Source organism: Providencia sp. R33, assembly GCF_019343475.1.
GTDB lineage: Bacteria > Pseudomonadota > Gammaproteobacteria > Enterobacterales > Enterobacteriaceae > Providencia.
In genome coordinates this window covers 653,038-677,400 of record NZ_CP072453.1, presented here as the reverse complement: position 1 = coordinate 677,400, position 24,363 = coordinate 653,038, and the positions used below count along the sequence as shown (strand labels likewise).

The following is a 24,363-nucleotide window of genomic DNA, read 5'->3' as shown; positions in this document are numbered from 1 at the left end:
GGATTAATTATAAAATATCCAGATATTGCTTATGTGTTGGCGGTGGAAAGCTTTCATCTAATAAAGCAATATCGTCTTTGTCTAATACCAACTGGCAAGCGTGCGCATTTTGCAGCATATGCGCCCTGCTACCTGACTCAGGAATGGCAACGACCCCATCACCACGGATCACCCACGCTAATGCAACCGTTGCTGGTGCAACCTGATATTTTTGCGCAATCATCTTCAACGTTGGGTGCCTAAGTAATTGATTGCCGCTGCCGAGTGGTGAATAAGCCATTAATGGCATTTTTTTATGCCGACACCAGTTAAGTAAGGAATAATCAATACCGCGGCTACCAAGGTTATATAGCACCTGATTTGTCGCACAATAACGTCCCCCCACGAGGTGATCGTACATATCTTGCAATTCATTAATATCAAAGTTAGATATTCCCCAATAACGAATTTTCCCTGCAGATTGCAGTTTTTCGAAACCATTAATAGTTTCTTCGAGAGGAATATCGCCAGCCCAATGCAGCAAGTAAAGATCAAGCCTATCCGTTTTTAACCGGCGCAAAGATGCCTCACAAGCATTAACTAACGCTTTACCTCCAGCATTGAAGGGGTAAACTTTTGATACTAAAAACGTTTCATCGCGTCGTCCTGAAATTGCTTTACCAATTAATTGTTCAGAAGCTCCATTGCCATACATTTCAGCACTATCAATTAATTTTAAGCCTGCATCAAGGCCTGCTTGTATCGCCTCAATTTCTTCTTTTGCACTTTTTCGTTGCTGCCCCAAATTCCAACTGCCCATACCAATTGCGGGTAAAATATCATGACCAAATGAAACGTTTTTCATTAATACTTCCTTGATTATCAAAGCAATTAATCACTATGGCATAATTTTAGTGCCTGCCTCTCCTTTCAAAATAGCATCTATCTGCTTTAACGCACCAATATAAGCAGGTTTACCTGAGCGTTGCACAAAACGGCTGACCGCCATCAGTTTCGGGCCCATAGAGCCATCATCAATCGCCATAGGGGCAACTTCTGCGACCGTTGCGCTTCTAATCACGCTTTGCTCTGGTGTTCCCCAATTTCGATAGACGGCGTCTGCATCTGTTAGAATAATGAGGTGGTCAGATTCAAGCACTTCCGCTAATAGTGCAGAGGATAAATCTTTATCGATAACCGCCTCACTCCCACAAAATCCATTATCCTGCTGAATAACAGGAACACCTCCGCCACCATTACAGATGACAATATGCTTTTGATCTAATAAGCATTTGATGGCATCAATTTCCAGAATGGCTTTAGGTTGAGGGGATGGAACAACCCGACGATAATATTTGCCATCGGCTTTAATCGTCCAACCTAGCTCAGCTTCTAAGCTTTCTTTTTCCTGCTTGTCATACACAGGGCCAATGTATTTAGTGGGGTTTTGGTAAGCAGGGTCATTGCTATCAACTTCAACACGAGTGAGCAGCGTTGTTACTGGCTGTTTAGGGTGCTTACGTCCCAGTTCTTGCATCAGCATATAACCAATCATTCCCTGACTTTCGGCCACTAAAATATCCAAAGGATAAGCAGGAACATCTGTATAGGCTAAATTCTGTAACGCCAATAATCCGACTTGTGGCCCATTGCCATGTACAATCACCACACGATACTTCTGCGCCAATTGTCCCAAAGTCCCCGCAATCGATGCGATAGCTTGGTATTGATTTTCAGCGGAAAGCACTTCTCCGCGCTGCAGTAATGCATTGCCACCTAAGGCGATAACAATAGTTTCCATGTTTGTCCTTGTTTATTCGCGAACGTTAACCCATTTCATCCATACCCGCTAACCACACACCGATTAACGTATCCGCACCAGAAAAATGACCGACCTGAAGCAACAAACGAACCGCTTGTGATAATTTCATCGGCTGTACTAACGCAGCTGCTAACGTTTGTAGTGGAGTAGAAAAGATGCCCTGAGAAGCAAAACGTAAATAGTTCACACTGATCAGAGTCGTTAATGACCCTAAAGGAGGAGTATCTTGAAAAAAGTTTGGTAAGCTGTCGCTGTCAATCTCTGGATTAAGAAACGTGACCAATAGCATACCTATTAAGATATCATCAAAGCTTGGGGTTAACCCTGGCCCTCTTCCAATTATCGACTGCCAATCAATACGCTCACCTTGAAGGTATCGTTGATAGTTTGCTTTTAATTCTTTGAGCTCTCGACATAATGATCCAGTTGTCACTTCACTCAAACTGCCGTGTAAACCACTTTTCGCTTTCGATTGCCTTAAGATATCCCATAGCGCTGTAAACGTTCCATCAGGGAGTTTTTGTGGCACTAACTTGAGCGATAAGTGTTCTTTTGGCGCAATGAGTTGCCAGTTAGGGCTGACCAATCGATCGTTTTTATACTCAACAGACTCATTATCATCATCAAAAATAGCTTGAAAATCAGTATCAGAGACCATCCAGCCCATTGGGCTTAATCCTCGACCATAGCGATGTAATGTCAATAATTCACCTGAAGGAGTGACAAAATTAAGTGCATGATTAAAGCGTCCAACGCAATTCAATATCCCTGTTTCTTTAGGTAAGTGAGCGCTAACGGACAGTGCTTGCATGATCATTTTTAAGCTCCTTCAGAGTGAAAATTATCGATTTATTCGCTGATGCCCATTTTTTCAGCTAGCGCAACAATCGCTTTTTCAAAGCAAGCCAGTGGTGCTCTTACCGTACCCGCACCAATCTGACCAATTCCTGCTTCTTTATGTGCGATCCCTGTATTGATGAGCGGTGTGATACCAGTTTCAACAACTCTGCGAGCGTCCAGTCCGATGCAAGCACCTTGGAAATCCCAAGTTGGAATTTGCAACATCATGTTGTGTTCCAAGTAAATTTCAGTCATTTCCTCAGACACATCTAATGCGGCACTCATGCCACCACTTGCACCAACAAAACGTGTAACACCCGGTGCTGCCACCATCGCGGCACCACCAATACCGAACGCTTCAGTGATTGCACTGTCACCAATATCTGGGTTGGCATCAGCTTGGCTATAACCTGAGAAAAAGAGACCTTCAGGTGTGTTAACTGGCGCGGTAAACCACTGATCACCCATCCCACTGATTTTCACACCAAAGTTTTTACCATTACGCGTTAATACGGTCACAATGGTGCCATGCTGAATTTCAGCGCCAGCATCCATCGCCGATTTACAGTAAGCCATTGCAAGATTGAGGAAAAATTGGTCTGTGATACTTAAAAATTTCATCACTTGCTGGAGTTCAGTTTTATCAATATCCAGCGAGCTCATGATAGGGGCGAGTTGTCTTAGTAATAATGCTGAAGTCGCAATGTTGCGTTGGTGGAATTCATCCCCCATAGTGATGCCTTGTGCCATCACTGCCGTCAAATCAATACCATTTTCCAATGTTTGTAAGGTTTTTTTCAGTACAGGACCTAATGAGTCACGCATCCAACGATGACGTGCTTGAACATCTTCACCATATGCCCCAAAACGCATGACTTTACCAATACCTTCATTGAGGTTGCAGTAAGCAAAGTTGCCATGGGTCATATTCTTGACAACTAACATTGGCATGTTGGCGGAAGTAATTCCCCCCATTGGTCCCACTGCTTTTACACTGTGGCAAGGAATAAATTCAATTTGACCATTATTCAATAAGTTAAGCGCTTGCTCTTCATTATCTGCCCATTTTTCGAATAAACAGGCTCCGATACAAGCACCACGCACGGGTCCACTCATCTCATCCCAAGTAACAGGCGGGCCTGCATGCAGTAATTTTTTGCCTTGTTGCAAAGTTGGGACGAGATTTTTTGCAGGCTCAACACTTTGCCAAAAAGGACGAGCGGCACGAATACGTTCAATTACTGCGGCATTTGCTTCTTCAATCGTTGAGTACATATCCAAACCCTTATTTCAATTTTTTCAGAATATTAGCTAATTTTTTATTACCACCAGCAACTGGAGCCCACTGGTAGTGAACAACTGGAATATCATTGGCTTGTAAATCATCTGCAAAGCTGCGTACGCCAGCATTAATCACTGAAACACTTTGCAAGATGTCTTGCTCTTTTTGAGGGAATGCAATCACAGGCGGGGAAATAATATTGCATGCCAGCGTCACGGCTTCAGGCAGTGAATTCATTACTGCCATTCCAGCCTCTTCTAAATAGGCGATTTGTTCAGAGCGTACTTGAGGATCTTGTTCAGTCCCCGTCACGGTAGCAATAACGGCAATCGGTGCATTACTTGGACGGTTTTCTCTTAATGCTTTAATTTCTTTGGCTAGTGTTTGCGCTGAATCCATTTGAGCACCGTAACCAATAACCACATCCAGTAATAACACTCCAACATCATCTTTCTGAGCAAGCGCAGCAATTTGCTGGTTGCGAGTAGAAGGGTCAATCATTGGATGAGGCTTGCCTTGTGTATAGAAGTCATCACCTAGATCAATAATTCGATGGCCATCTTGGTTAAGCATCATGCCCTGATCGTGCGTAGCGTCTGTTTGCAGTCCTAATTTTTCTGCCAATAACATGGCGCACTCCGCCGCTAGCGTTCCCCCCGCATACAGGCCTGAAATTTTCTTGCCCTTTGCTTGCGGTTGAAATGCTACCGCTTTTTCAACGCGGCCAAGCATGGCTGCAACACGCGCAGTTTCATCCAATGTTTCAGTAAAGTATAAATTTCCATCCTGTTTGATTTCGGGTTTTGTCCCGAGGAATAATGCGACAACTGGTTTTCCTTGAGCCTTAAGCTTATCAATCACTTTGCTACGGATTTCTTTGGCTGGCGGCTTAGAAACAAAGGCGATAACATCGCTCTGCGGATCGGATGCGAGCAATTCGATGGCAGTCATGGCACTGACCCCACCGATTTCAGCGGTTAAATCACGACCACCTAATCCAATCGCATTTGTAATACCTTGTCCTGCAAGCGTAATTTGAGATATCAGCTCTTGAATGCCTGTTCCCGATGCCCCAATAATGCCGATGTTTCCTTGCGGTGCTACGTTGGAGAACGCGAGTGGCGCTCCTGCTAAGTAAGCCGTACCACAATCAGGTCCCATCACTATCAGACCACGTTCGCTCGCTTTAAGTTTTAACCTACGCTCATCCACTTGCGACACATTATCGGAGAACATCATGACGTTACAGCCATCATCTAATGCTTGGTCAGCCAGTTCTGCAGCAAACTCCCCTGCAATGGAAACTAATACAACATTTGCATTGGGGAGTTTATTTTTTGCCATTCGCCAACTACGAACACGTTGGAGTTTTTTTCCTGTTTGCTGCTGCCCTTGAGCTAATGCTTTGAGTGATTCATCCAACGCTTGTGCAATTTCATCAACAATAGCGGTATCTGTAGATTCGGTTTTAATCGCAACACAAATATCATTCGGCGTTGCGTCATCAAAGGATGAATGCCAAAATCCAGTCGCATCAAGTAACGACTTATTCGCTGGAGTTCCCATCATGACGGATATTTCTGAAACATTTGGAGATTCACTTAGTTTTCGAGATATCAGCATTAAGCTTACTGAATCTTGGAAGCTCCCTTTTTTTATGAAAGCATGGATCATAGTGACATCCTTTAAACAACTTTTATTAATTGAAGTTTTATTTACTCAATAAATGAGATAAAAAAGTAAATAGGCATTTATTGAAAAATAAAATTACAAATAAACCTTATAAATAAGTTGAGAATGCTCACACTTTATATATTGTTAGAAATTCCTTTAAAATACACTGGGCATTAAAAGAAAAAACACCAAATTTAAAACTATTAGATTCGTTCTAATAATTAAGCGACTATTTGCACAATTTTTTATAAAATCGAATAAAAATAATCTAGATCACATTTATAGATAATTTAATTGCTACATTGGTATCAGCAAAGAGTTTTATTAAACTTCAAAAACACTAAAGGGTTATTTATGTATGAAAGTTTCTAAAGAAAAACTCCATCAGCTCATCGCTAATAAAATCCATGCGGCAGGATTATCTAAAGATCATGCTGATATCGTTTCTGATGTCCTTGTCCATGCCGATGCAAAGGGTATCCACTCCCACGGTGCAGTACGTGTCGAATATTATGCAGAGCGCATTTCGAAAGGTGGCACAAATAACTCACCTAATTTTACTTTTGATAAAACAGGTCCTTGTAGTGCTGTCTTTGACGGTGATAACGGTGCAGGCCATGTAGCCGCCAAATTGAGTATGGACGAAGCCATTAAAATGGCAGAAGAAAATGGGATTGCCGTAGTCGGTGTGCGCCGCATAGGTCACAGTGGCTCATTGTCTTATTTTGTTCAACAGGCTTCTAGTGCTGGCATGATAGGTATTTCAGTTTGCCAGTCAGACCCGATGGTTGTGCCTTATGGTGGTGCTGAAACCTACTATGGTACTAACCCTATCGCGTTCTCTGCACCGGGTGAAACAGATAATATCACTTTTGATATGGCGACTACCGTACAAGCCTGGGGCAAAGTGTTAGATGCTCGTTCAAAAAATGCAAAAATTCCAGATACTTGGGCTGTAGATAAAGACGGAAACCCAACAACAGATCCATTTGCAGTAACGGCATTAGTCCCAATTGCAGGGCCTAAAGGTTATGGATTGATGATGATGGTCGATATTCTCTCTGGTGTATTACTTGGGCTGCCTTTTGGTAAACACGTCAGTTCTATGTACCACGATTTAACACAAGGAAGAGAACTAGGACAATTACATATTGTTATCAACCCTGCTTATTTTACTGACGCTGTGATGTTCCGCAAACACATCACTCAAGTCATGAATGAACTCAATGCCGTTAAACCTGCTCCAGGCTTCGATAAGGTTCAATTCCCAGGACAAAATAGCTTAGCAAGAGAAAAACAAAGTGAAGTAAATGGTATCGATATTGTCGATGAAATTTATGATTATTTGGTCTCTGATGATATTTACCAAAAATCCTATGACAATAAATCACCATTTGCCAGCTAAATAAATACGGAAATACGATGATTAATCGGATCTCCTGCCAATATTTATTGCATCGTTCTACCCCTAGTCACTCGATAAATAAGAGATTAGGGGCACCTTGCCAAATATAACAAAGATACAGTAGAGCCATTAATTATTTTCTTTTGCCTATGAAAACAAATATCGCGCTTTAGTGACAACACAAACTGTTTTGTTGCTACAGCACACAGTATGAAAATCACTAGGTGGTATGGATATGAAGGACTTTACAAAAGAAGTTAAAGAAACTTCAAATTGGCTGTCTCAACACGGCGCGGTAGAAAATAATGGCATGACACGCCTGCTTTATACTCAAGAATGGGTTAGTGCACAAAAAGCGTTAAAAAATGCATTCGAAGGTTCTGGTCTATATGCCTATTACGATGATATTGGCAATCTGTTCGGTCAACTCAAGGGCAGTAAATATCCGGATCAAGTGATTTTATCAGGATCACATATCGATACCGTTATTAATGGTGGAAATCTAGACGGGCAATTCGGAATTGAGGCCGCCTATATTGCTTTAGATTATCTGCATAAAACATATGGCCAGCCACTCAGAACATTAGAGGTTGTTTCCTTAGCGGAAGAAGAAGGTAGCCGCTTCCCTTACGTGTACTGGGGTAGCAAAAATATTGTCGGTATCGCCAAAAAGAAAGACGTCGAACATATTTCAGATGCTGAAGGGGTCAATTTTGTTGACGCTATGTCGCAAGCTGGTTTTAAATTTCGCCCCACCAACCAAAAGCCTCGCAGTGATATTAAAACCTTTGTTGAATTACATATTGAACAAGGTAATGTGCTAGAACGTGAGCATATTACAATTGGCGTTGTGAATAGCATTGTTGGTCAACGTCGTTACAATATAACCTTAAAAGGTGAAGCCAATCACGCAGGCACAACGCCAATGGGGTATCGCAAAGATACTATCTGTGCCTTCAGCCGCATTTGTTATGAATCCACTGAAAAAGCCAAACAGTATGGTGACCCATTAGTACTCACGTTTGGTCGAGTGGTTCCCCATCCAAATACGGTGAATGTGGTTCCAGGCCAAACTGATTTTACGATTGATTGTCGCCATACCGATAAAGCAACGCTAGTTGAATTCACCGCTATGATAGAGAACGATATTCAACGAATTTGCGCTGAAATGGGTATTGAGGTAAAAATCGACCTCTGGATGGACGAAACACCAATTCCAATGGATGAGCAGCTAGTTACTTTCGTAAAAGAAATTTGTGATGAAAATCAATATAGCTATAAAGTCATGCACAGTGGTGCTGGCCATGACTCACAAATATTTGCCCCTATTGTTCCAACCGTCATGATGTTCGTTCCCAGCATTAAAGGGATCAGCCATAATCCTGCGGAAGCCACTACATTAAGCGATCTCGCTGAAGGCGTGAAATTACTGACGGAAGTTTTATATAAATTGGCCTATCTGGAATAGATTTCCTGCAACATATAGCCAAAACAACAAATAATGAAATTACTTAGGAGAGGATAAAATGGGTTATTTAGATAATCAAATTGGCTACCCAAATGATATTTTGGCATCACGTGCAATTATCAAAAAAGATAATTATGCCATCATTCCACCTAACGGGGTTGTTTGTAATATTATTCCCGGTTTTACTGACTGTAATATGACAATTTTATCCACCCCAAAATTAGGGGCTAGCTTTGTTGACTACATCGGAACCTTATTCAATGAAGGTGGTAACTTAGCGGGTTTTGGTGGCGGTAAAATTGAATGTATTATTTATGTCATTGAAGGTGAACTCATTGCTTATTCTGATAAAGATGAACATAAATTAACCCAAGGTGGTTACCTGTATTGCCCAGCAGGTGTCACCATGCGCTTTAAAAATAATAACAAGGGTAACCCTTCAAAAATATTTTTATACAAACGCATTTATGAACCAACAGAGGGCCATAAAGCACACGTGGTTTGTGGTAACGTCAACGAGCTTCCTAAAATTGATTATGAAGGAATGCACAACGTTCATTTACAAGACTTATTACCTAAAGACCTTGGTTTTGATATGAATATCCATATTCTAACCTTCCAACCAGGTGCTAGCCACGGTTATATCGAAACCCATTATCAAGAACATGGTGCGTTAATATTATCGGGTAAGGGTATGTATAACCTCGATAATGATTGGGTTCCTGTCAAGAAAGGTGATTATATTTTCATGGCATCATATGCACTGCAAGCAGGTTATGCTGTTGGCGATGAAGAGTTTAGCTATATTTATTCTAAAGATTGTAACCGTGATATTGAACTATAATTTCAAGTAACTATTTTGCAATTCATTATCTATATTCTAAATTATTTGAATTGCAAAAAATAAAATAGTTACACTCACAACCAAAGGCATTATTTATTAATGCCTTTAATTTCTTAAAAATTTACTTTTCAAATTAAACTTAACTTTACCATTATATAAAGGAATAGATATGAAACTCATTAAATACGCTCTAATTTCTTTGCCTTTGTTACTTTCTGCAATCTATGCAACTGCCAGTCAAGTTTATAATATTGATGAAGTAAATAAAATGAGTGTTAATGATTACGAAAAAACATTCTCGAATATATTTGAAGATGCAACGTGGCCTATTGTCGAGAGTGCCTCTAAACGCCCTTTCACTGGGTTTGTTAATATGTATATTGATCTTGTTAATGTGGTTGAAAAATCGGGAGCAGAGAAACAATTAGAGCTCATTAAATCTCATCCTCAATTAGCGTGCAAAAATTTGCGCAATAATAACATCGCAGCCTTGTCACAAGGGGAACAATCAGGTGCTGGGCTTAATGAATGCACAGAGGAAGAGGCCAAAGAACTGGCTAAATTAAATAAAGAATATAATGAAAAATTTGGTTTCCCTTTTTTATTGGCCGTTAAAAAGGCCACTAAACAACAGATTTTCTCTTCTCTTAAAACCAGAATCAATAATACAAGAGATCCAGAATTTAAAATTGCTTTACAGCAAGAATACAAGATTGTCCTATTTCGTTTATTAGATACCGTTCAATAATCACATTTATGTTATTTCAACTAAGGACAGTTCAAAATGAATATGAATAACAGCCGTAGAAATTTTATACTCGGAGCATCGGCTTTAGCGACTATAGCGGTGACCCAAAAAACTATCGCATCTACCGACTCAGCGGCCAATAATGTAATGAAAAAAATACGCTTATTAGTCCTTAATCCAAATACTTCTGAGAAATTTACTCAGCTCATCGTCTCTGAAACACGTAAAGCTGCAGGTGATAATGTCGAGGTTGTTGGGCTAACATCCAGTTTTGGGCCTGACTATATCGGCAGCGAGGTTGCTATCGGTATCGCAATGCATTCACTCATTGATATGATGGCTAAACAACTTAAAAAAGACGCACAATTTGATGCCGCGATTATTGCGGGTTTCGGCTGCGGCGAAGCCTCTATTTTACAAGAGATGGTGCCTTTTCCCGTCATCGGCTTACTCGAAGCCTCTCTATCCGCTGCTCTACTATTTGGACGTAAATTTTCAATTCTCTCAGGAGGTGAAAAATGGAAGCCTATTTTGGAAAAACAAGTTGAAAATTTTGGCCTAGCAAGCCGGTTAGCTTCCGTGAGAACGGTTTCAATGACAGGTGCAGAAATCGTTAACAATCCAGATAAAGCTTATGAAATGATAGTGAAACTCAGCGATACCTGTGCACAAAAAGATGGGGCATCCTGTGTCATTTTAGGGGGTGCTGCACTCGCAGGCTTCCCTGCAATCATTCATGAGCGAGTAAGTGTTCCACTGATTGATAATCTAGCGGTAACCATTTCAACGGCACTCACTCTAGCAAAGTACGTTCCCCAGCCAAATCGTAGCCAGCAAACACCATCACCTAAAATGAGCAGCCAAAATTTATCACCAGAACTTTCTGATTTTCTCTTAAAAAAACAATAGATTAGTTAAAATTCCACCAATGAATCCATCGAAGGTCCTATTAATATCTATATGAATACGTCCCAATTAACGAAGATGGATATTAAAACTTATGTTAACCGAAAAATATTAAGGCCGCATTAGGCATGTGGGCCTTTTTTAGTTTAATTTCTAATAGACTAATTATAATTTATTTTCAATAAAATCCATATTTAACAATAATTATCAATAATTTAACTTTTCTGATTAATTTAAATTGTGGCTAATAATGTTCAATACCGTAAGAATCAAGGATGTTATTCTAGGTTTTAGACAACATCATTCATATCCTGGACAACATCCATCTGTTTTATACAAGAACCAATAACGAATAAACATTGAAGTTTATTAGAAAATTCATAGCATTACAGCAGCTATGTCTTGCTTAGTTGCCTATTTTGCCTATGTTTTAGTTAATCACTATCATCTTGCACAAAGTGATAATTATATAAATGACGCTTTTGAAATTAAGAATGCAGGCTTCCTTAATGCTCTATATTACGGGCTTGTTCGCTCAATATTCTATCTTAGAGGATCGATAGAATATAACCCTGTGCTATGGACAATGGCGATTGAGTTTTATGGTTCACTGGCTTTGTTTATTGCTTATAAACAAAAACACCCTTTAAGGGTTATGTTTATCATCGCTATCTTGTTCATGGCGATTAATACGACTGTATTTCTAGGTATTTTCAGTTTTTATATTGGGATGCTCATAAAAGAAAAATTTAGCGAGTATAAAAACAATGCCGTTAGCCTGCTATTAATCATATTAGGTCTGTATTTTGCTGGTATACATACATCTAGCCTAAGCTATAGTTACATTGCAAACCTAGCTGGTAAACATAGTTATGATATATTCAATTTTCTATCTGGTGTTTTGATTGTATTAGGTGTGATGAGCAATACGGCTATTCAACGGTTCCTTTCTCATTCATTTTTAGTCTGGTTTGGTTCTTTATCATTTCCGCTCTATTTAATCCACTGGGCTACAATCTATGTATTCTCAAATCTGTTTTATTTATACGATTTTGAAAACTCGTTGATTAATAGCGCAGCTATCATCATTCTATCTATTATTATCGCAAGCATTTTCGTTAAAGTGGATACAATATCCATCAAATTATCGAAGAAAATAAAGCAATAACCTGAAGTGAATGGCGGGGATTTCGCCATTCACATATCGGTTTTAACTAATACGATACCACCCCATCAACGTGGCATAAACGTTGGTTACTGCCAAAACAGTGCACACTTTATCCATCAATAATTAACTTTTCACAAAAAAGCTTAATTCTGTTTTTCCTTGGTAATTTCCCGGTTTCACTTCTGGAGTCCGGCATAAAGCCCACTTAATATTTAATAACATTGGTTTGCTTGGAACAATTTTAATTCCTATACTTTTTTCTTGGCCATCAAAATGAATTAAATTATCTTTCCCTACATCTCTGCAACTTAAAGTTGCAGAAGTTCCTGCTGGTTGGATAATACCTAAAACCCATGGCAACACATCTGATTTCATTGCACTATCCGTTGGCTGCAATAATAATTTAGTTGGTTCACCTGCGTCATATGTTGTTTCTTTCGCTAGTGCGACCATATTTAACACATCTTGTCGGCTGCCATTGCACTGAACCGTTAACGTGGAATTTTGAATATTTTCCATCTCGTTTGTGAATTGATGTTCTATTTTAGTGTTTGTTACACTACTCACCTCACAATAACGCAGTACCGTTAAGTTCGCTCTAATATCTACTTTTATCGAGCTTATCGCAGAATCAACTCTTCCAGCCGTTGTTATATATAATGGAAGCGTGCTTGTATACGCAAATTGTCCAGGCGCTATATCATTATCTGCATAAATTATTTGCTGGCTTTCTGCTGATATACTGATATTTTTTGTACCTCCTGCTGGTATGGTAGTAAAATTGTCCTTCGCATAAAAACACGAGTTCGTTATTCTATCGGGTATAGCCGATAAACCTGTTGGCGGCTTTTCATAAAATGTTCCACTATAATAAGGCTCAAACCATTTATTACCCACTGTCGTCATTTCATAATGTATTTTTGGAACAATATAAGCTTTGCCTGTTTGATTTCCATTATTCGTTAATGGCAAAGCATATGCCACCAACGTGGATGGACGTATCACAAATGCAGTTGTATTGCACTTAGTCTCTTCATTACTAATACCAATAAATGGCGTTAAACTACTCCAATACGACGCTTTACCCGTTGAGTATATAGGCGTTGCAGTCATTGAAAGATCACCCGTTAGAACCCCATTGACTTCATGAGATTCCCTTTCCGCCACAGTCATATCCAACGTGCCGTTGAGCTGTAATGTTGCATTTCCAACCACCGCTGAATAAGCCAAATTTATATTGAAAGCCCAAGCAGATAAAATTGCAGTCGAAAATATCAGTATCTTACAATTTCTAATCATGGGTATTTTCCCCCTGCAGGTCTACAATTTATTGCAAATGTTCTGATTGGGTTATCGGCAGTAAGTTCCATGTTCTCTAATCCACTAAAAGAAGCCTGACAACTTTGCTTGTCATTCTTCCCCCACTGAATGTGTAATATACCAGCGTCAGGTAATCCACTCATATATAACATTCCATCATCACCAACCAATCCAGTATTTTCAGTCTGCGTCGTATTATCCGACATTAAGGATGCAACGGCACCAAATGGCACCACGTTGTTTTCAGAAACTAAATTAATCAATGCCTGATAACCAACACGCGTATTAAACTTCACCTTAACAACAGCCCCTGCTGTTGGGTATATACTGGTCGAGGTTTGTTGTAGTGTTACATCATTTGGCAATGTATTTACATTTAAGCTAACCGTATTTTTTGAGTAATCCGCTAAATAAGGGTAAACAGCTTTACCTTGCTTATTTATTTGTGTATTGCTGGCCGTTAGCGATGTTCCTTGTGCTCCTTCTGCTTCAATGATGGCAATACTATTACTCATTGTGCGACCGAAAATAATGCCATCGGAATAAGCCACAACCCCACCGTTATAACCCGCATTAATGGAATAGTAGTCTTTTGAGTAATTATAACCTGCTGATGCAGTCCCTTGGCTTCCTGAATAATTAGTATAGATAGAACCATTGTGATTTTGCCCCTGATTTCCCCATCCTTGAGAGATACCATAGGTCAATCTATTTGATAACATGCTGCCGCTGATACCCGCTTGATGGTTAGTCTTACCTTTATTATCATGGCTAATTGAATATGTACTGCTAATATCTTGTATTATAGGACTCTTTGAAAAGACACTTAATGGCACACTAACGTTAAAACTCAATTGCCTATTTTCAGGCCATCGCTCTTTATTTTTTACGCGGTCAATACTGTAATTCACACTGTAAGATATATTTTTAATCGAATTATTATACCCTGTGGACAACTGAACCATATTTTGTGCTTGATCCCAATACTCATATTGGCTAGCAGATAGGTAAATATTGCCATAATCATTCAGTGGTTGAGATAATGATAAAGAATATTGATTTTTTTCCCTTGATGCTAACCACGGTGCAATATCCTCTTTCAGTCGATAATTTAAATTATTAAAATCACTAAAAGAATAATAGTCTTTTGATGAATAACGCGTTGCAGAGACGTCAATAGAGGTATTTGTTGTATTGACATTCTTAGAATAACGGACCCGATAAGCTTGTGCTTTGTTAATATCATTATTATCAAGTTTAGCTTGCGCAAACGTTACATCCGTTGAAATTGCACCGATATTACCAAGTGATAACCCAACACCCGAAACAAACGAGTTATAATCATTTGCAATTAATGTACCGCCATACACTGTAATATCGCTAGGTAATCCGTAACTTCCTGTTACTAAAACAAAATCAGATTGCCTTGATCCAACCGTAATCCCACCATCATAATGCCCACCAGTTAATTCATATTTCCAACCACCAGGGCGTTGCATTACAGGTAAAGAGGCAAATGCCACAGTAAATGTTCTTTCCGACCCATCTTCTTCTTTTATCGTGACATCTAAAGTGCCAGAATTGCTCCCCGTCGCTAAATCTTTAATACTAAATGGGCCAGGAGCGACATAGGTTTGATAAATAACATAACCATTTTGGCGAATAGTCACCTGGGCATTTGATTGAGCAATGCCATTCACATCAGGGGAAAACCCTCTCAAACTGTCAGGCAACATCTGCTCATTAGAATGTAATTTAATCCCCTTAAATGGAATTGAATTAAAAATATCGCCATTAGTTGTATTTTCGCCTATTAACAAATCAGAGCGAATGGCATATAAATTACGCGAAACATACGTATTCGAAAAATTATTATCACTATAAGTATCGCTTCGCTGGCTTCCACTTTGGCGATTATAAGTATGAGTCATATTTGAACGTAAACGCCAAGGCCCAGCGTTTGCTCCCATATGAAAACTCGCAAATAAATTGTCACTTTTTTGCTTGCGAGAAAGAAATGAATCATTGACTGCATGATTTGCACTGAACATATAATTTGTCATCAATGCAGGGATCCCGTCGTCTAGTAATGAAGGGTCAATGTATCCATTCGCTGTTTGTACCATAGCAATTTGTGGGATACTAATATTCACACTGACATTTGAAAGGTCTGTACTCACTGATGAGTCAGGAATATAACGATGTAAATCAGTGACTATGCTATCTTCAGGTAATTCCCGTAACGTGGGTAAACTATCCACCTTAACCCCAATTAAAGATAAAATCGAGGTGTGAATTCAGGTACGACCTTATTATTTTCACCAGAAACGAACGTAAGCGAATACTCTCCCTTTAATTCTTGGTTAACATATACCAACATTGTATATGTTCCTGTCGGTACACTACCCTCTTGTGAAAAATGGCTTAAGTCTACCTCATTTGGATCAATCCCTAACTGCTCATCAAGTAAACTTGGGTCAAAATATACATCACCACGGCTGAAAACAGGCAACAGTAAAATTAAGCATAATGAATATGTCTTATAATGGATGTTTGTCATTTTATTACCATCATATCTAATGATGTCATTCCTTTAATGGCTGCTTTAGCACTTTATTATTATTAAGTTCTATTGTATTTTTTTCTGTAGGAAAAATATTTTCATCCAGAATATCCCATGCAACAGAACCCGTTACGCCTTTAGGGAGTATGTATTCTTGCTCGCTAAAAGGCGCAACAGACACATATAATTGCTCATCTTTTAAATGGTAGTTCCCGACAGACAATGAATTAAAGGTTGCATATATTGCTGTATTGTTTTTAACAATTAATCGTTCACCTTCTTGGCGAAAACTAAGTTGTTTTGCTACATCAACTAATTTTATATCTTTCAAAATGTTAGGACGATAATATACTTTAAATAGTAATGCACGCATCACCGTAAATTGCAACGGTTCCTGTGAAGGCTCCGTAGAGGGAATTATTTTCAATTGAATAAGAAATACACTTTCCCTATCATTTGGCAATTGGTCTTTATGACCAGAGAAAAAAAGCCGCCAACTATAGTATTCATCAGGTGAAATTTTATAGAGCGGAGGAGTCACTAAAAACGGTATTTTTTCTTTTTTCTCAACAATACTTAAACCCGTTTTTTCATCTAACCACTTCATATTCGCTTGTACCAAATAAGGGCTACTATCGGTATTTCTTAAGCTAACTGAAAGGCTTTTTTCACCCGAAACATACGTTAAACGTTGTAAAGAAAATTTGATGCCGTTATCCGCCGCTAATGTGAAAAAACTTAGGCTACTAAACAAAAGACAAAATAAAAACTGAATGAAATACAGGGTTTGCTTATGCATTGAATTCCCTTAATTATTAACATCTTGGCGGTTTTTAGAATATATCGGAGTCGTTCCACCATAGTCATTCAACATTTGCCACTGACCCTCGCTAATATCTTTTTCTACACCTTCGAGCTTCGTTTGGCTAAAAGGAGCTATCAATATGCTGCGCTTATATGGCTTATTATTTATTTTTATATTTACTAAAGTCATATAATAAGGCGTTGGGTTAGTAAATTGCCATTTGGTTCCTTGCCTTTCTAATTCAACTTGCTTAAAGCTATTATCACTCGGCACGCTTAAATCACTAGGTCGATATATCAACTTAATAATAATATTTGTCACAAAAACAAGCTTCGCATTATTTGGAGTGCTCTCCATCGAGTTTGTCGCTGGGATAGCCCTAGTGTTTAAATAAAAAATAGATTCTTGATCTGTTGCTAGCTCACTTTTATTTTTTAGAAAGAGACGTAAACTAAATTTAGTATTTGCATCAATTCTAAACAAAGGTGGTGTAACGACAAAATAATGACTCTTCCCGCCGTCAACACTCTTTGTCACACCCGATTGGATTAAATAAGGCGAGTCATCATCATTAACTATGGTCACAGTTTGGTTATTCGTATCACCACTAAAAATGACACGGGTTTGTTCTAGACGGATCCCTTCGGCCATCCCCTGACTTTGCACTAATACCGCACTACAAACCACTAATAAAGAAAACCATAAGCGCTTCATTTATTCCTCATTCAATCAATAACAAATGAAAATGTGACCGTAGATTGAAAATCCCCCACTTGTGGTGAACATTCACTCCCAGTTTGGCACCTTACATAGGTATAAAGTGTTTTATCAAGTTGATTTTCATTAATATTAGTCCAAACTTGGCTTTCTTTTTCAAAGAAATCCGCCATTGAAGAAGAGTTCACAATATTATTTTGTTCTGAAAAACTAATCCCAAAACCTTTGGCTGGGTCATCAATAAATGTAATCGAGTCTAAATAATTTTTAGGGGATATTTTCACATACGCACCTATAAAATTATTTGTTGCACAGTCACTTAAAACTATTTTAGTTTGAATAGGCTGGACTTTATGCGCTCGAATATCTGCAACAGTGATATTACCAAAATCAATTTCATTTAATGATGTGCCCACAATTGAAATTTTACACATCTGAGCCATAATGTTGATATTAAAATCAAAAACGGCTGAATTACTGGCAACACTAAGTAAAGGAGCTAAAAGTGACGAAAAGAATATTGATAATTTCATTAAATGCTTCATGATTGCTTCTTCTTATGGCTGCACAAATGAAAAAATTACACTAGCACTTAATTTTCCTGATTTTATTGGTGAACCATCTAATTTAACAACCTTAGCTTGAAAATATTTTTCATTTTCACCATTGTGAACAGGAAAGTCGATCTCTGTATTATTATTAAAAAAATCAACAAGTGAACAGTCTGTATTCACAATATTACATTGGGACAAAGTAAAGGCTGCATTTGTAATATTATTTTTAGGAAATAGCTTTTCATTTAAAGTATTGGAGTTACCATCTGCTTTTATTGATACCTGTAAATCAGGGATCACATCATCCGTGTAGTCTTGGCAAATATATTGAATAGTAAACGGCTCAGTAGGTGTAGTTGCATCCATAACATCACCAATGTCTGCTGAGACTAGTGGTTTAGTAAACTCAACAACCTTGTTAGAAAATGCAAAAGAGCAAGTTCCTTTTGAAACTTTGCCCTTCACAATTAAGTCAATTTGTTGATCTTGTTCACTTATTGCATACACACCACCACTAATACTGCCTAGTGCTAATAGCATCAGTATGCTTTTTGCTTTGTGGCTAAATTTTGATGTTAAATTCATTTGTCCCACCTAAATCAGTAATGACTCGCCAAGTCACCATCCCTGTTTTCACACTTGAAGATAGAGGGTAACTTATTGATGAGAAAGGTGGAATCATTGTGTTTCCTTTTGCCATACTCATATCAATACGCTGATTATTAATTTTAATTTGCGCTAAATTAATATAGTAAGGTGAGTCATTCGAAACATTGAGCGCTGAACCTTTAACCGAAAATTTAAGTGACTCTTGTGCTTTCGCAGACGTCATTCCAAGGTTTTTGGGGCGATAAAACATTTTTAAAACATGATCATAACCAATATTTAAAGCATCCCCTTCCACTTGCTCATTTTGCCCCGCGATCATCGTAGTATGAAAATAAAATAACGTTTCCCTATCTGCTGGCAACGCACTATTTTTACTGATAATCCGAACATCCTGCTTCATTCCTGGAGTTATCTTGAAGACTGGTGGTGTTACCTCAAATGATTTATTCGGTTTATCACGTTCATCAGCGATGAATGAACGGCTTAAATAAGTCACTTGCGGATCACTATTCTTGATAGTCACTGAAACACTTTTTTCACCTTGAGGGTAAATAATACGTGTTGCATCAAGGCTTACACCTTTACCCCAAAGCAACATTGGCATCATGGACATGAATAAACTCGATACAATGGCGATTTTTGCTGTTTGTGATCTCATTGTTATTTCCAACCCTCAAGCCAATATAAATTTTAACCACAATCACTTAATTAACGGCTAATTTATTTGTTATGTATAATTACCTAACTCTTTTTATTTACCCTTACAGCATAGGTATTACAAATCATTTTGAGTGTTTGTAATACCTAAGTCAATCCTTCTCTAGCGCAGCTATTACACTTAATAATAGCTGCGTTTTTATAATAGCTGTATTTTTCATTTTAGTTATAAGAGACTGTAAATGTTACAGGTACTTTTAAGCTATCGCCAACAACAGCTTTGTTCACCATAATCAATGATGCTTTCATAGGTATAATTGCAAAACCTTTATCTTTCAGTGTATCCACGATAGAAACTGACGCATCTCTATTTGGTTTAACATCAACTGGACTATTATCCGCGGATGTAGCTTCTAATTTCACCGCTAATGATTTGGCAGCAGAGTTTGCAAATAAGTTTGGATTAAAAGCAGATGCAGAGCCTGATGCATGAACATGAACTGTTGAATCTCCATCTGCATTTTCCGCGGAGCAATCAGTCAGCATTAAATTAAAATCTTTTGTATTACCGAGCTCACTACCAGCTTCTTTGTCGGCTAACTCTTGCGTTGTAAAAACACCCCAATTAACCATCGCCCCTTCAGTAGTTGATGAAACAGTACAGCTAGCGGTACGAACCATAGCTTCAAATGTAACCATTGCGCCTTGACTTGCAGCAAATACCGAAGGGCTTAACAGGATGCTAGAAACAATAAATACAGGCGTTATTTTTTTTAAAATTGACATGTGTGTAACCTCATTAAAATATTGATTTTAAATTTCATAAATCAGAGTTTAATTTAGATTAGTTGAGATTAATTAAATCAATCATCTAACTAATATAATTATTTAAGTTTTAACCACCGACTTGGTATGAAAATAAGATACAATGTAATTAATGACAAATACACCTTTAGTGTGTATCCAAATAAGTGAAAAATGTTAAATTATCACACTTTAAAAAATAATAATAAGTCATATTATTTATTTAAATCAATGATATAACCTAATTTGAGTAGAAATATTCTGTAATACTTTCTAAGGTAATAAACCACTATTTTCTGTTTATTTTTACTATTTTTTAAATAACGTCTATTTACCGCATACAAAATAAATGCTGTTAATCTTATTTTTTATCAATCACTTAATTTTTCCCTTTGGCTGTTATCAGTCGATGAAACCTACCTAAAGCAAGCATTCGGTTGCTCTTCCAAATATAATCACCTGTCAGATTGATGTGTTCCCAACCTAATGGTAATAAGTGTGACAGTAATTATTCGTTGAATTTAAATCCTTTACGCTTTAGGGCATCAACTGTACTTTCCATATAAACAGTATTCCACAGCGAAATAGCCACTATTAACCGAGTTAGAACACTTGCTCGATAGCTTTGACTCTCCAGTTTTCTATCCCACCGATGCATAAATACTGCATGCGCCAGTGTATTACGAGCCTCACCTTTATTTAGTCCATTCTATTGTGAATAGTTGACCAAGCTTTTTCAGCATCAAGGATGCAGTTACTGTGGCGTTGAGTATTTTTCATGTATACGCATATCCCCCCTACCAGGTGTTCCGATATTTAGTTAATAGAAGGCCACCAGCGATAGCAGCCAGACTTAGATTAATCAATTTAATCGGCATGTTAGATGATTTTGAAGTAGTGTTACTGGCAGTGTAAAAATGACCCCATATTGGCAATTGAATCTTGACCCCTGACGTAATATAGCGGTTTTACTTGTGAGGCCGCTTTTCAATGTTAACTCAGGAGAGGGTTGTGACGATAAAAGTTCTCAAACAACAGGGCAAATCGATCAAAAGGATTGCTCGTGAAACAGGTCTAGCGCGCAATACTATTAAAAAGTATTTGCAACGTACTGATACAAAACCTGTTTATCAGCGTAAAGCTCATCGACCAAGTAAATTGGATCCATTTAAAGATTATATTCAGTCTCGGATTGATGCGGCTCATCCTGATTGGATACCTGCATCCGTTCTTTATGAAGAACTCCTTGCTTTGGGGTATCAAGGAAAACGTCGAATATTGAGTGGATATCTTGCAGCTTTAAAACCTAAAGCATTGCCTGAGCCACTTGTGCGATTTGAAACAGAGCCAGGAAAGCAATTGCAAGTTGATTTTACCATTATTCGGCGAGGTAAACAGGCATTAAAGGCCTTTGTTGCAACGCTTGGTTATTCTCGCGCCAGTTATGTTCATTTTTATGACAATGAACGAACTGATGCGTGGATTGATGGATTGGTACGTAGTTTCGAGTTTTTTGGTGGTGTTCCTCATGAAGTCCTTTTTGATAACGCAAAGGCGATCATCCTTGAGCGTGATGCTTACCGAATAGGAGAGCATCGTTGGAACCCTAAACTTTTATCTCTTGCTCAGGATTATGGTTTTAACCTAACCGTTTGTCGTCCTTATCGCGCTAAAACAAAGGGGAAAGTTGAACGTTTTAACCGTTACCTAAAATCAAGCTTTGTTGTGCCATTACAAGCAACATTAAGGATGTCAGAGTTACAACTCGATGTCCAAACTGCAAATGGTTATATCGGTTACTGGTTGACTCAAGTTGCCAATGCAAGAGTCCACGGTACAACTGGTGAAGTACCGAACCAACGATTAATCACAGAGCAGAATGGCTTACTGCCATTGCCGATAAAGTTTGGCAATGTTTATGGCTATCAGAGGATAAATACAATGCCGATGCCATTTGAAAGTCTACAGCATCCACTTAGCGTCTATGATCAACTTTTACAGGGGGCATTGTGAATTTACAATCTGAGCGGATTACTGATGCTTGTCGACAACTCGGGCTCTACGCATTACCGGAAAGTTGGCCTAGGATTGCTGAAAAACACCTAGCACAAGAAGGGTCGTATGCTGACTTTATTGAAAAACTTCTTACCGAGGAACTCAATGCTAAGATGCAGCGTACTAAGGCAGCATTATTGAAGTTTGCAGGGTTACCCAATATCAAAACACTTGAGGAATATGACTTTAACTTTGCTAGCGGTGTGCCTAAAGCCCAACTGATTGAATTATCAGGTCTCAGTTTTATTGAACGTCATGAGAACGTTGTTATGCTGGGCCCGAGTGGTGTTGGAAAAACACATTTAGCTATCGCGCTGGGTTATAAAGCGATCATGTCCAATGTAAAAACGCGATTTATTACCGCTGCAGATTTAATGTTGCAATTGGGAACGGCCCATAATCAAGGTAAATTAAAAGCTTACCTACAACGGGTCGTTATGAGCCCCAAGCTCCTCATTATTGATGAGATTGGTTATTTACCTTTTGGTCGAGAGGAGGCTAATCTCTTTTTCAACGTAATTGCAAAGCGGTACGAGAAAGGGAGTACGTTATTAACCAGCAACTTGCCCTTCAGTCAATGGGCAGGCGCATTTGCCAATGATACGACATTGACAGCAGCGATGTTAGATAGGTTACTACATCATTGCCATGTTATTCAAATTAGTGGTGAAAGCTACCGTTTAAAAGATAAGCGTAAAATAGGCATTGCACCAATAGTATCTGAAGTGTAGTCAATGGGGTCAATTTTAAATTGCCAACTGGATCCTTAAAGGGGTCAAAATTAAACTGCCATTGACAGTAGAACTGATTAGCTTCATTGACGAATGTTAATGACGCAAGTGGAGTATTTAGCTCTTCAACAAACAGTTTCTATATTGTTACATCATTGCCTGATGATAAAAAGTAATTAGCATACGTTATTATTTATAGCATCAGGAGCAGGACATAAGTCTGATCTCTTAAATAAAAAGAGACTGCGTAATTCGCAGCCTTTGATTCAATCAATATACCTATCAATAGAACTAGGTCTTATTTAAATTACTTTACAGATGCCTTTAAGTATTTGGTCATCTTTTTATTATCTATATGAGAATAAGACATTTACTGTATTACTAAACGGACCTTGTTTAATAGACTCGTTGTTTTTTTTAGATAATTCAGCTGAATACTGATAATTCCCTGGTTTTTGCTGAGAAATAACACCTTTATAATACTCTTGATCAAACCGGATCTCTTGCCCCAAGCTTCTATCTGTAATAGCCATCTGTAAACCATTATCAAAAACTAAATATTTATTATTTACCACACCTTTATTACTTTGAAATTTAACACTAACTTCTAAAGCAGTTTCACACGTTGAAATTGGGGTTAAAATCAAATTAAAATTTTCTTTTACTGTTTTATTATTCTCAAATTGGTCAGTTGTCAGCTCTTTAAAATCAACGACCTTATCACTCATCGTAACAATAGGGGTCGGGCAATAATTAATTAATTTCCCCACAAGGCGGATAGTGTAGTTGTCACCAATACGGCTTCCCACACCATCCAAGTGATAGCCAAGCGTAAAATTGCCGGTATCAAATGATTTTAATGGCCCAGTTCCTCGCTTTATAACAAAATTATGCCACAGCGCTATTGAAAAACTACCTGTCTCCCAATATCCCACCATTAGCCGAGGGGTATTTGGTGCTGTAATTTCCACTTCATTATTACCATAAGATGACTGATAAACCTGGACTCCACTAGAGGTAAGGTAAGTTTTAATTGACGCAGGTGTTTGATTATAAAACCAAATAGTTCTATCTGCTTGGGAGCCAGAAAATCTACAATTCCATGATATCACTGACTTTCCAGAGCCTAATCTTGTTCCAGTTGGGATATCACCAGGCGTTGTATTCATATCAATTGATAATAATGGTAAGGGGAACCACTCTCCGTTAGGCGTACATGTAACACCTGCATAAGAAAGCGTGCTGAAAGTCAGTAATAACGAGCTAAACACCCCTAGCTTTAATTTATTCTTAATTTTTTTGCTCATAAGAGATTTCATTTAATTATTCCTCTAGGGACAACACTATAATTTTATAGGACACATTTATATTCACCTGCCCCACATTGAAACTATGCAGATGAGTGTGCTAGA

General features: G+C 38.3%; 22 protein-coding genes and 2 pseudogenes. 8 read left to right on the top strand and 16 right to left on the bottom strand.

Annotated elements, in window-relative coordinates:
• Positions 1 to 7: 7 nt before the first annotated feature.
• Genes J6836_RS03060 through fdrA form a run of 5 tightly spaced genes read right to left on the bottom strand, consistent with a single transcriptional unit; the run spans position 8 to position 5,597 of the window.
• Positions 8 to 844, bottom strand: a complete 837-nt coding sequence (locus J6836_RS03060; protein ID WP_219246738.1) for an aldo/keto reductase — start codon at positions 842 to 844, stop codon at positions 8 to 10.
• A gap of 33 nt (positions 845 to 877) precedes the next feature.
• Positions 878 to 1,780, bottom strand: coding sequence for a carbamate kinase (locus tag J6836_RS03055; RefSeq protein WP_219246735.1), 903 nt, complete (start codon positions 1,778 to 1,780; stop codon positions 878 to 880).
• A 25-nt stretch (positions 1,781 to 1,805) separates the two neighbouring features.
• Positions 1,806 to 2,618, bottom strand: a complete 813-nt coding sequence (locus J6836_RS03050) for a DUF2877 domain-containing protein (RefSeq protein ID WP_219246732.1) — start codon at positions 2,616 to 2,618, stop codon at positions 1,806 to 1,808.
• 32 nt (positions 2,619 to 2,650) lie between these two features.
• Entirely contained in the window at positions 2,651 to 3,916 is a 1,266-nt protein-coding gene (locus J6836_RS03045; RefSeq protein WP_219246729.1) for a DUF1116 domain-containing protein, read from the bottom strand.
• A gap of 10 nt (positions 3,917 to 3,926) precedes the next feature.
• A complete protein-coding gene (gene fdrA, locus J6836_RS03040; RefSeq protein WP_219246727.1) occupies positions 3,927 to 5,597 on the bottom strand; it encodes an acyl-CoA synthetase FdrA in 1,671 nt (556 codons plus the stop codon).
• Between the two features lie 358 nt (positions 5,598 to 5,955).
• Between fdrA and allD the strand changes: the two genes are divergently transcribed.
• The 6 genes from allD (at position 5,956) to J6836_RS03010 (ending at position 12,136) form a co-directional block, all read left to right on the top strand.
• Positions 5,956 to 7,002: an ureidoglycolate dehydrogenase gene (gene allD / locus J6836_RS03035; RefSeq protein WP_219246725.1), complete on the top strand. Its 1,047-nt coding sequence runs from the start codon at positions 5,956 to 5,958 to the stop codon at positions 7,000 to 7,002.
• 235 nt (positions 7,003 to 7,237) lie between these two features.
• Entirely contained in the window at positions 7,238 to 8,470 is a 1,233-nt protein-coding gene (allC, locus tag J6836_RS03030; RefSeq protein ID WP_219246722.1) for an allantoate deiminase, read from the top strand.
• A gap of 58 nt (positions 8,471 to 8,528) precedes the next feature.
• Entirely contained in the window at positions 8,529 to 9,314 is a 786-nt protein-coding gene (gene allE, locus J6836_RS03025) for a (S)-ureidoglycine aminohydrolase (RefSeq protein ID WP_219246717.1), read from the top strand.
• Between the two features lie 169 nt (positions 9,315 to 9,483).
• Positions 9,484 to 10,062 (top strand): 2-oxo-4-hydroxy-4-carboxy-5-ureidoimidazoline decarboxylase, encoded by a 579-nt coding sequence (uraD, locus tag J6836_RS03020; RefSeq protein ID WP_219246716.1) that lies wholly within the window; start codon positions 9,484 to 9,486, stop codon positions 10,060 to 10,062.
• A gap of 36 nt (positions 10,063 to 10,098) precedes the next feature.
• Positions 10,099 to 10,971: an aspartate/glutamate racemase family protein gene (locus J6836_RS03015; protein WP_219246713.1), complete on the top strand. Its 873-nt coding sequence runs from the start codon at positions 10,099 to 10,101 to the stop codon at positions 10,969 to 10,971.
• Between the two features lie 394 nt (positions 10,972 to 11,365).
• Positions 11,366 to 12,136 (top strand): acyltransferase family protein, encoded by a 771-nt coding sequence (locus tag J6836_RS03010; protein WP_219246711.1) that lies wholly within the window; start codon positions 11,366 to 11,368, stop codon positions 12,134 to 12,136.
• A 123-nt stretch (positions 12,137 to 12,259) separates the two neighbouring features.
• On the opposite strand, the gene J6836_RS03005 is transcribed toward J6836_RS03010, so the two are convergent.
• From J6836_RS03005 to J6836_RS02965, 10 genes and pseudogenes are all read right to left on the bottom strand, one after another.
• On the bottom strand, positions 12,260 to 13,435 hold the full coding sequence (locus tag J6836_RS03005; protein WP_219246708.1) for a hypothetical protein: 1,176 nt from the start codon (positions 13,433 to 13,435) through the stop codon (positions 12,260 to 12,262).
• Positions 13,432 to 13,662 carry a FimD/PapC C-terminal domain-containing protein gene (locus tag J6836_RS22685; protein WP_255586394.1) on the bottom strand — a complete coding sequence of 77 codons (231 nt, stop codon included), beginning with the start codon at positions 13,660 to 13,662 and terminating at the stop codon, positions 13,432 to 13,434. Before J6836_RS22685 ends, J6836_RS03005 begins: the two co-directional genes overlap by 4 nt.
• A gap of 141 nt (positions 13,663 to 13,803) precedes the next feature.
• Positions 13,804 to 16,016, bottom strand: a pseudogene (locus J6836_RS03000) (fimbria/pilus outer membrane usher protein); the annotation flags it as partial.
• A 25-nt stretch (positions 16,017 to 16,041) separates the two neighbouring features.
• Positions 16,042 to 16,818, bottom strand: coding sequence for a fimbrial biogenesis chaperone (locus J6836_RS02995; RefSeq protein WP_219246706.1), 777 nt, complete (start codon positions 16,816 to 16,818; stop codon positions 16,042 to 16,044).
• A gap of 9 nt (positions 16,819 to 16,827) precedes the next feature.
• Entirely contained in the window at positions 16,828 to 17,538 is a 711-nt protein-coding gene (locus J6836_RS02990) for a fimbrial biogenesis chaperone (protein ID WP_219246704.1), read from the bottom strand.
• Positions 17,539 to 17,549: 11 nt separating this feature from the next.
• Positions 17,550 to 18,086, bottom strand: coding sequence for a fimbrial protein (locus tag J6836_RS02985; protein ID WP_219246702.1), 537 nt, complete (start codon positions 18,084 to 18,086; stop codon positions 17,550 to 17,552).
• 12 nt (positions 18,087 to 18,098) lie between these two features.
• The gene (locus J6836_RS02980; RefSeq protein WP_219246701.1) at positions 18,099 to 18,680 is read right to left on the bottom strand and encodes a fimbrial protein; all 582 of its coding nucleotides are present in this window, start codon (positions 18,678 to 18,680) and stop codon (positions 18,099 to 18,101) included.
• Positions 18,658 to 19,362 (bottom strand): fimbrial biogenesis chaperone, encoded by a 705-nt coding sequence (locus J6836_RS02975; RefSeq protein WP_219246699.1) that lies wholly within the window; start codon positions 19,360 to 19,362, stop codon positions 18,658 to 18,660. The genes J6836_RS02980 and J6836_RS02975 overlap by 23 nt, the downstream gene beginning before the upstream one ends.
• 221 nt (positions 19,363 to 19,583) lie before the next feature.
• Entirely contained in the window at positions 19,584 to 20,147 is a 564-nt protein-coding gene (locus J6836_RS02970; RefSeq protein WP_219246697.1) for a fimbrial protein, read from the bottom strand.
• Between the two features lie 397 nt (positions 20,148 to 20,544).
• Positions 20,545 to 20,871 (bottom strand): annotated as a pseudogene (locus J6836_RS02965) (Tn3 family transposase); the annotation flags it as partial.
• A 284-nt stretch (positions 20,872 to 21,155) separates the two neighbouring features.
• Here J6836_RS02965 and istA point away from each other — a divergent pair.
• Both istA and istB read left to right on the top strand, forming a co-directional pair.
• Positions 21,156 to 22,178 carry an IS21 family transposase gene (gene istA / locus J6836_RS02960; RefSeq protein ID WP_219244838.1) on the top strand — a complete coding sequence of 341 codons (1,023 nt, stop codon included), beginning with the start codon at positions 21,156 to 21,158 and terminating at the stop codon, positions 22,176 to 22,178.
• Positions 22,175 to 22,951 carry an IS21-like element helper ATPase IstB gene (gene istB, locus J6836_RS02955; protein ID WP_166697141.1) on the top strand — a complete coding sequence of 259 codons (777 nt, stop codon included), beginning with the start codon at positions 22,175 to 22,177 and terminating at the stop codon, positions 22,949 to 22,951. The genes istA and istB overlap by 4 nt, the downstream gene beginning before the upstream one ends.
• A 347-nt stretch (positions 22,952 to 23,298) precedes the next feature.
• Here istB and J6836_RS02950 read toward each other — a convergent pair whose 3' ends face one another.
• Positions 23,299 to 24,270: a fimbrial protein gene (locus tag J6836_RS02950; RefSeq protein ID WP_219246694.1), complete on the bottom strand. Its 972-nt coding sequence runs from the start codon at positions 24,268 to 24,270 to the stop codon at positions 23,299 to 23,301.
• Positions 24,271 to 24,363: the final 93 nt, after the last annotated feature.

Excerpts from the sequence above, each read along its gene's own strand:
- J6836_RS03010 (WP_219246711.1), top strand. The coding sequence starts at position 11,366 with ATGTCTTGCTTAGTTGCCTATTTTGCCTATGTTTTAGTTAATCACTAT.
- J6836_RS02980 (WP_219246701.1), bottom strand. The coding sequence starts at position 18,680 with ATGAATTTAACATCAAAATTTAGCCACAAAGCAAAAAGCATACTGATG.
- allE (WP_219246717.1), top strand. The coding sequence starts at position 8,529 with ATGGGTTATTTAGATAATCAAATTGGCTACCCAAATGATATTTTGGCA.
- J6836_RS03005 (WP_219246708.1), bottom strand. The coding sequence starts at position 13,435 with ATGATTAGAAATTGTAAGATACTGATATTTTCGACTGCAATTTTATCT.
- J6836_RS02975 (WP_219246699.1), bottom strand. The coding sequence starts at position 19,362 with ATGAGATCACAAACAGCAAAAATCGCCATTGTATCGAGTTTATTCATG.
- J6836_RS22685 (WP_255586394.1), bottom strand. The coding sequence starts at position 13,662 with ATGTCGGATAATACGACGCAGACTGAAAATACTGGATTGGTTGGTGAT.
- uraD (WP_219246716.1), top strand. The coding sequence starts at position 9,484 with ATGAAACTCATTAAATACGCTCTAATTTCTTTGCCTTTGTTACTTTCT.
- J6836_RS03045 (WP_219246729.1), bottom strand. The coding sequence starts at position 3,916 with ATGTACTCAACGATTGAAGAAGCAAATGCCGCAGTAATTGAACGTATT.
- J6836_RS03050 (WP_219246732.1), bottom strand. The coding sequence starts at position 2,618 with ATGATCATGCAAGCACTGTCCGTTAGCGCTCACTTACCTAAAGAAACA.
- J6836_RS02950 (WP_219246694.1), bottom strand. The coding sequence starts at position 24,270 with ATGAAATCTCTTATGAGCAAAAAAATTAAGAATAAATTAAAGCTAGGG.
- J6836_RS03015 (WP_219246713.1), top strand. The coding sequence starts at position 10,099 with ATGAATATGAATAACAGCCGTAGAAATTTTATACTCGGAGCATCGGCT.
- J6836_RS02990 (WP_219246704.1), bottom strand. The coding sequence starts at position 17,538 with ATGAAGCGCTTATGGTTTTCTTTATTAGTGGTTTGTAGTGCGGTATTA.
- J6836_RS02985 (WP_219246702.1), bottom strand. The coding sequence starts at position 18,086 with ATGAAGCATTTAATGAAATTATCAATATTCTTTTCGTCACTTTTAGCT.
- fdrA (WP_219246727.1), bottom strand. The coding sequence starts at position 5,597 with ATGATCCATGCTTTCATAAAAAAAGGGAGCTTCCAAGATTCAGTAAGC.
- J6836_RS03060 (WP_219246738.1), bottom strand. The coding sequence starts at position 844 with ATGAAAAACGTTTCATTTGGTCATGATATTTTACCCGCAATTGGTATG.
- J6836_RS02970 (WP_219246697.1), bottom strand. The coding sequence starts at position 20,147 with ATGTCAATTTTAAAAAAAATAACGCCTGTATTTATTGTTTCTAGCATC.
- allC (WP_219246722.1), top strand. The coding sequence starts at position 7,238 with ATGAAGGACTTTACAAAAGAAGTTAAAGAAACTTCAAATTGGCTGTCT.
- J6836_RS02995 (WP_219246706.1), bottom strand. The coding sequence starts at position 16,818 with ATGCATAAGCAAACCCTGTATTTCATTCAGTTTTTATTTTGTCTTTTG.
- allD (WP_219246725.1), top strand. The coding sequence starts at position 5,956 with ATGAAAGTTTCTAAAGAAAAACTCCATCAGCTCATCGCTAATAAAATC.
- istA (WP_219244838.1), top strand. The coding sequence starts at position 21,156 with ATGTTAACTCAGGAGAGGGTTGTGACGATAAAAGTTCTCAAACAACAG.
- J6836_RS03055 (WP_219246735.1), bottom strand. The coding sequence starts at position 1,780 with ATGGAAACTATTGTTATCGCCTTAGGTGGCAATGCATTACTGCAGCGC.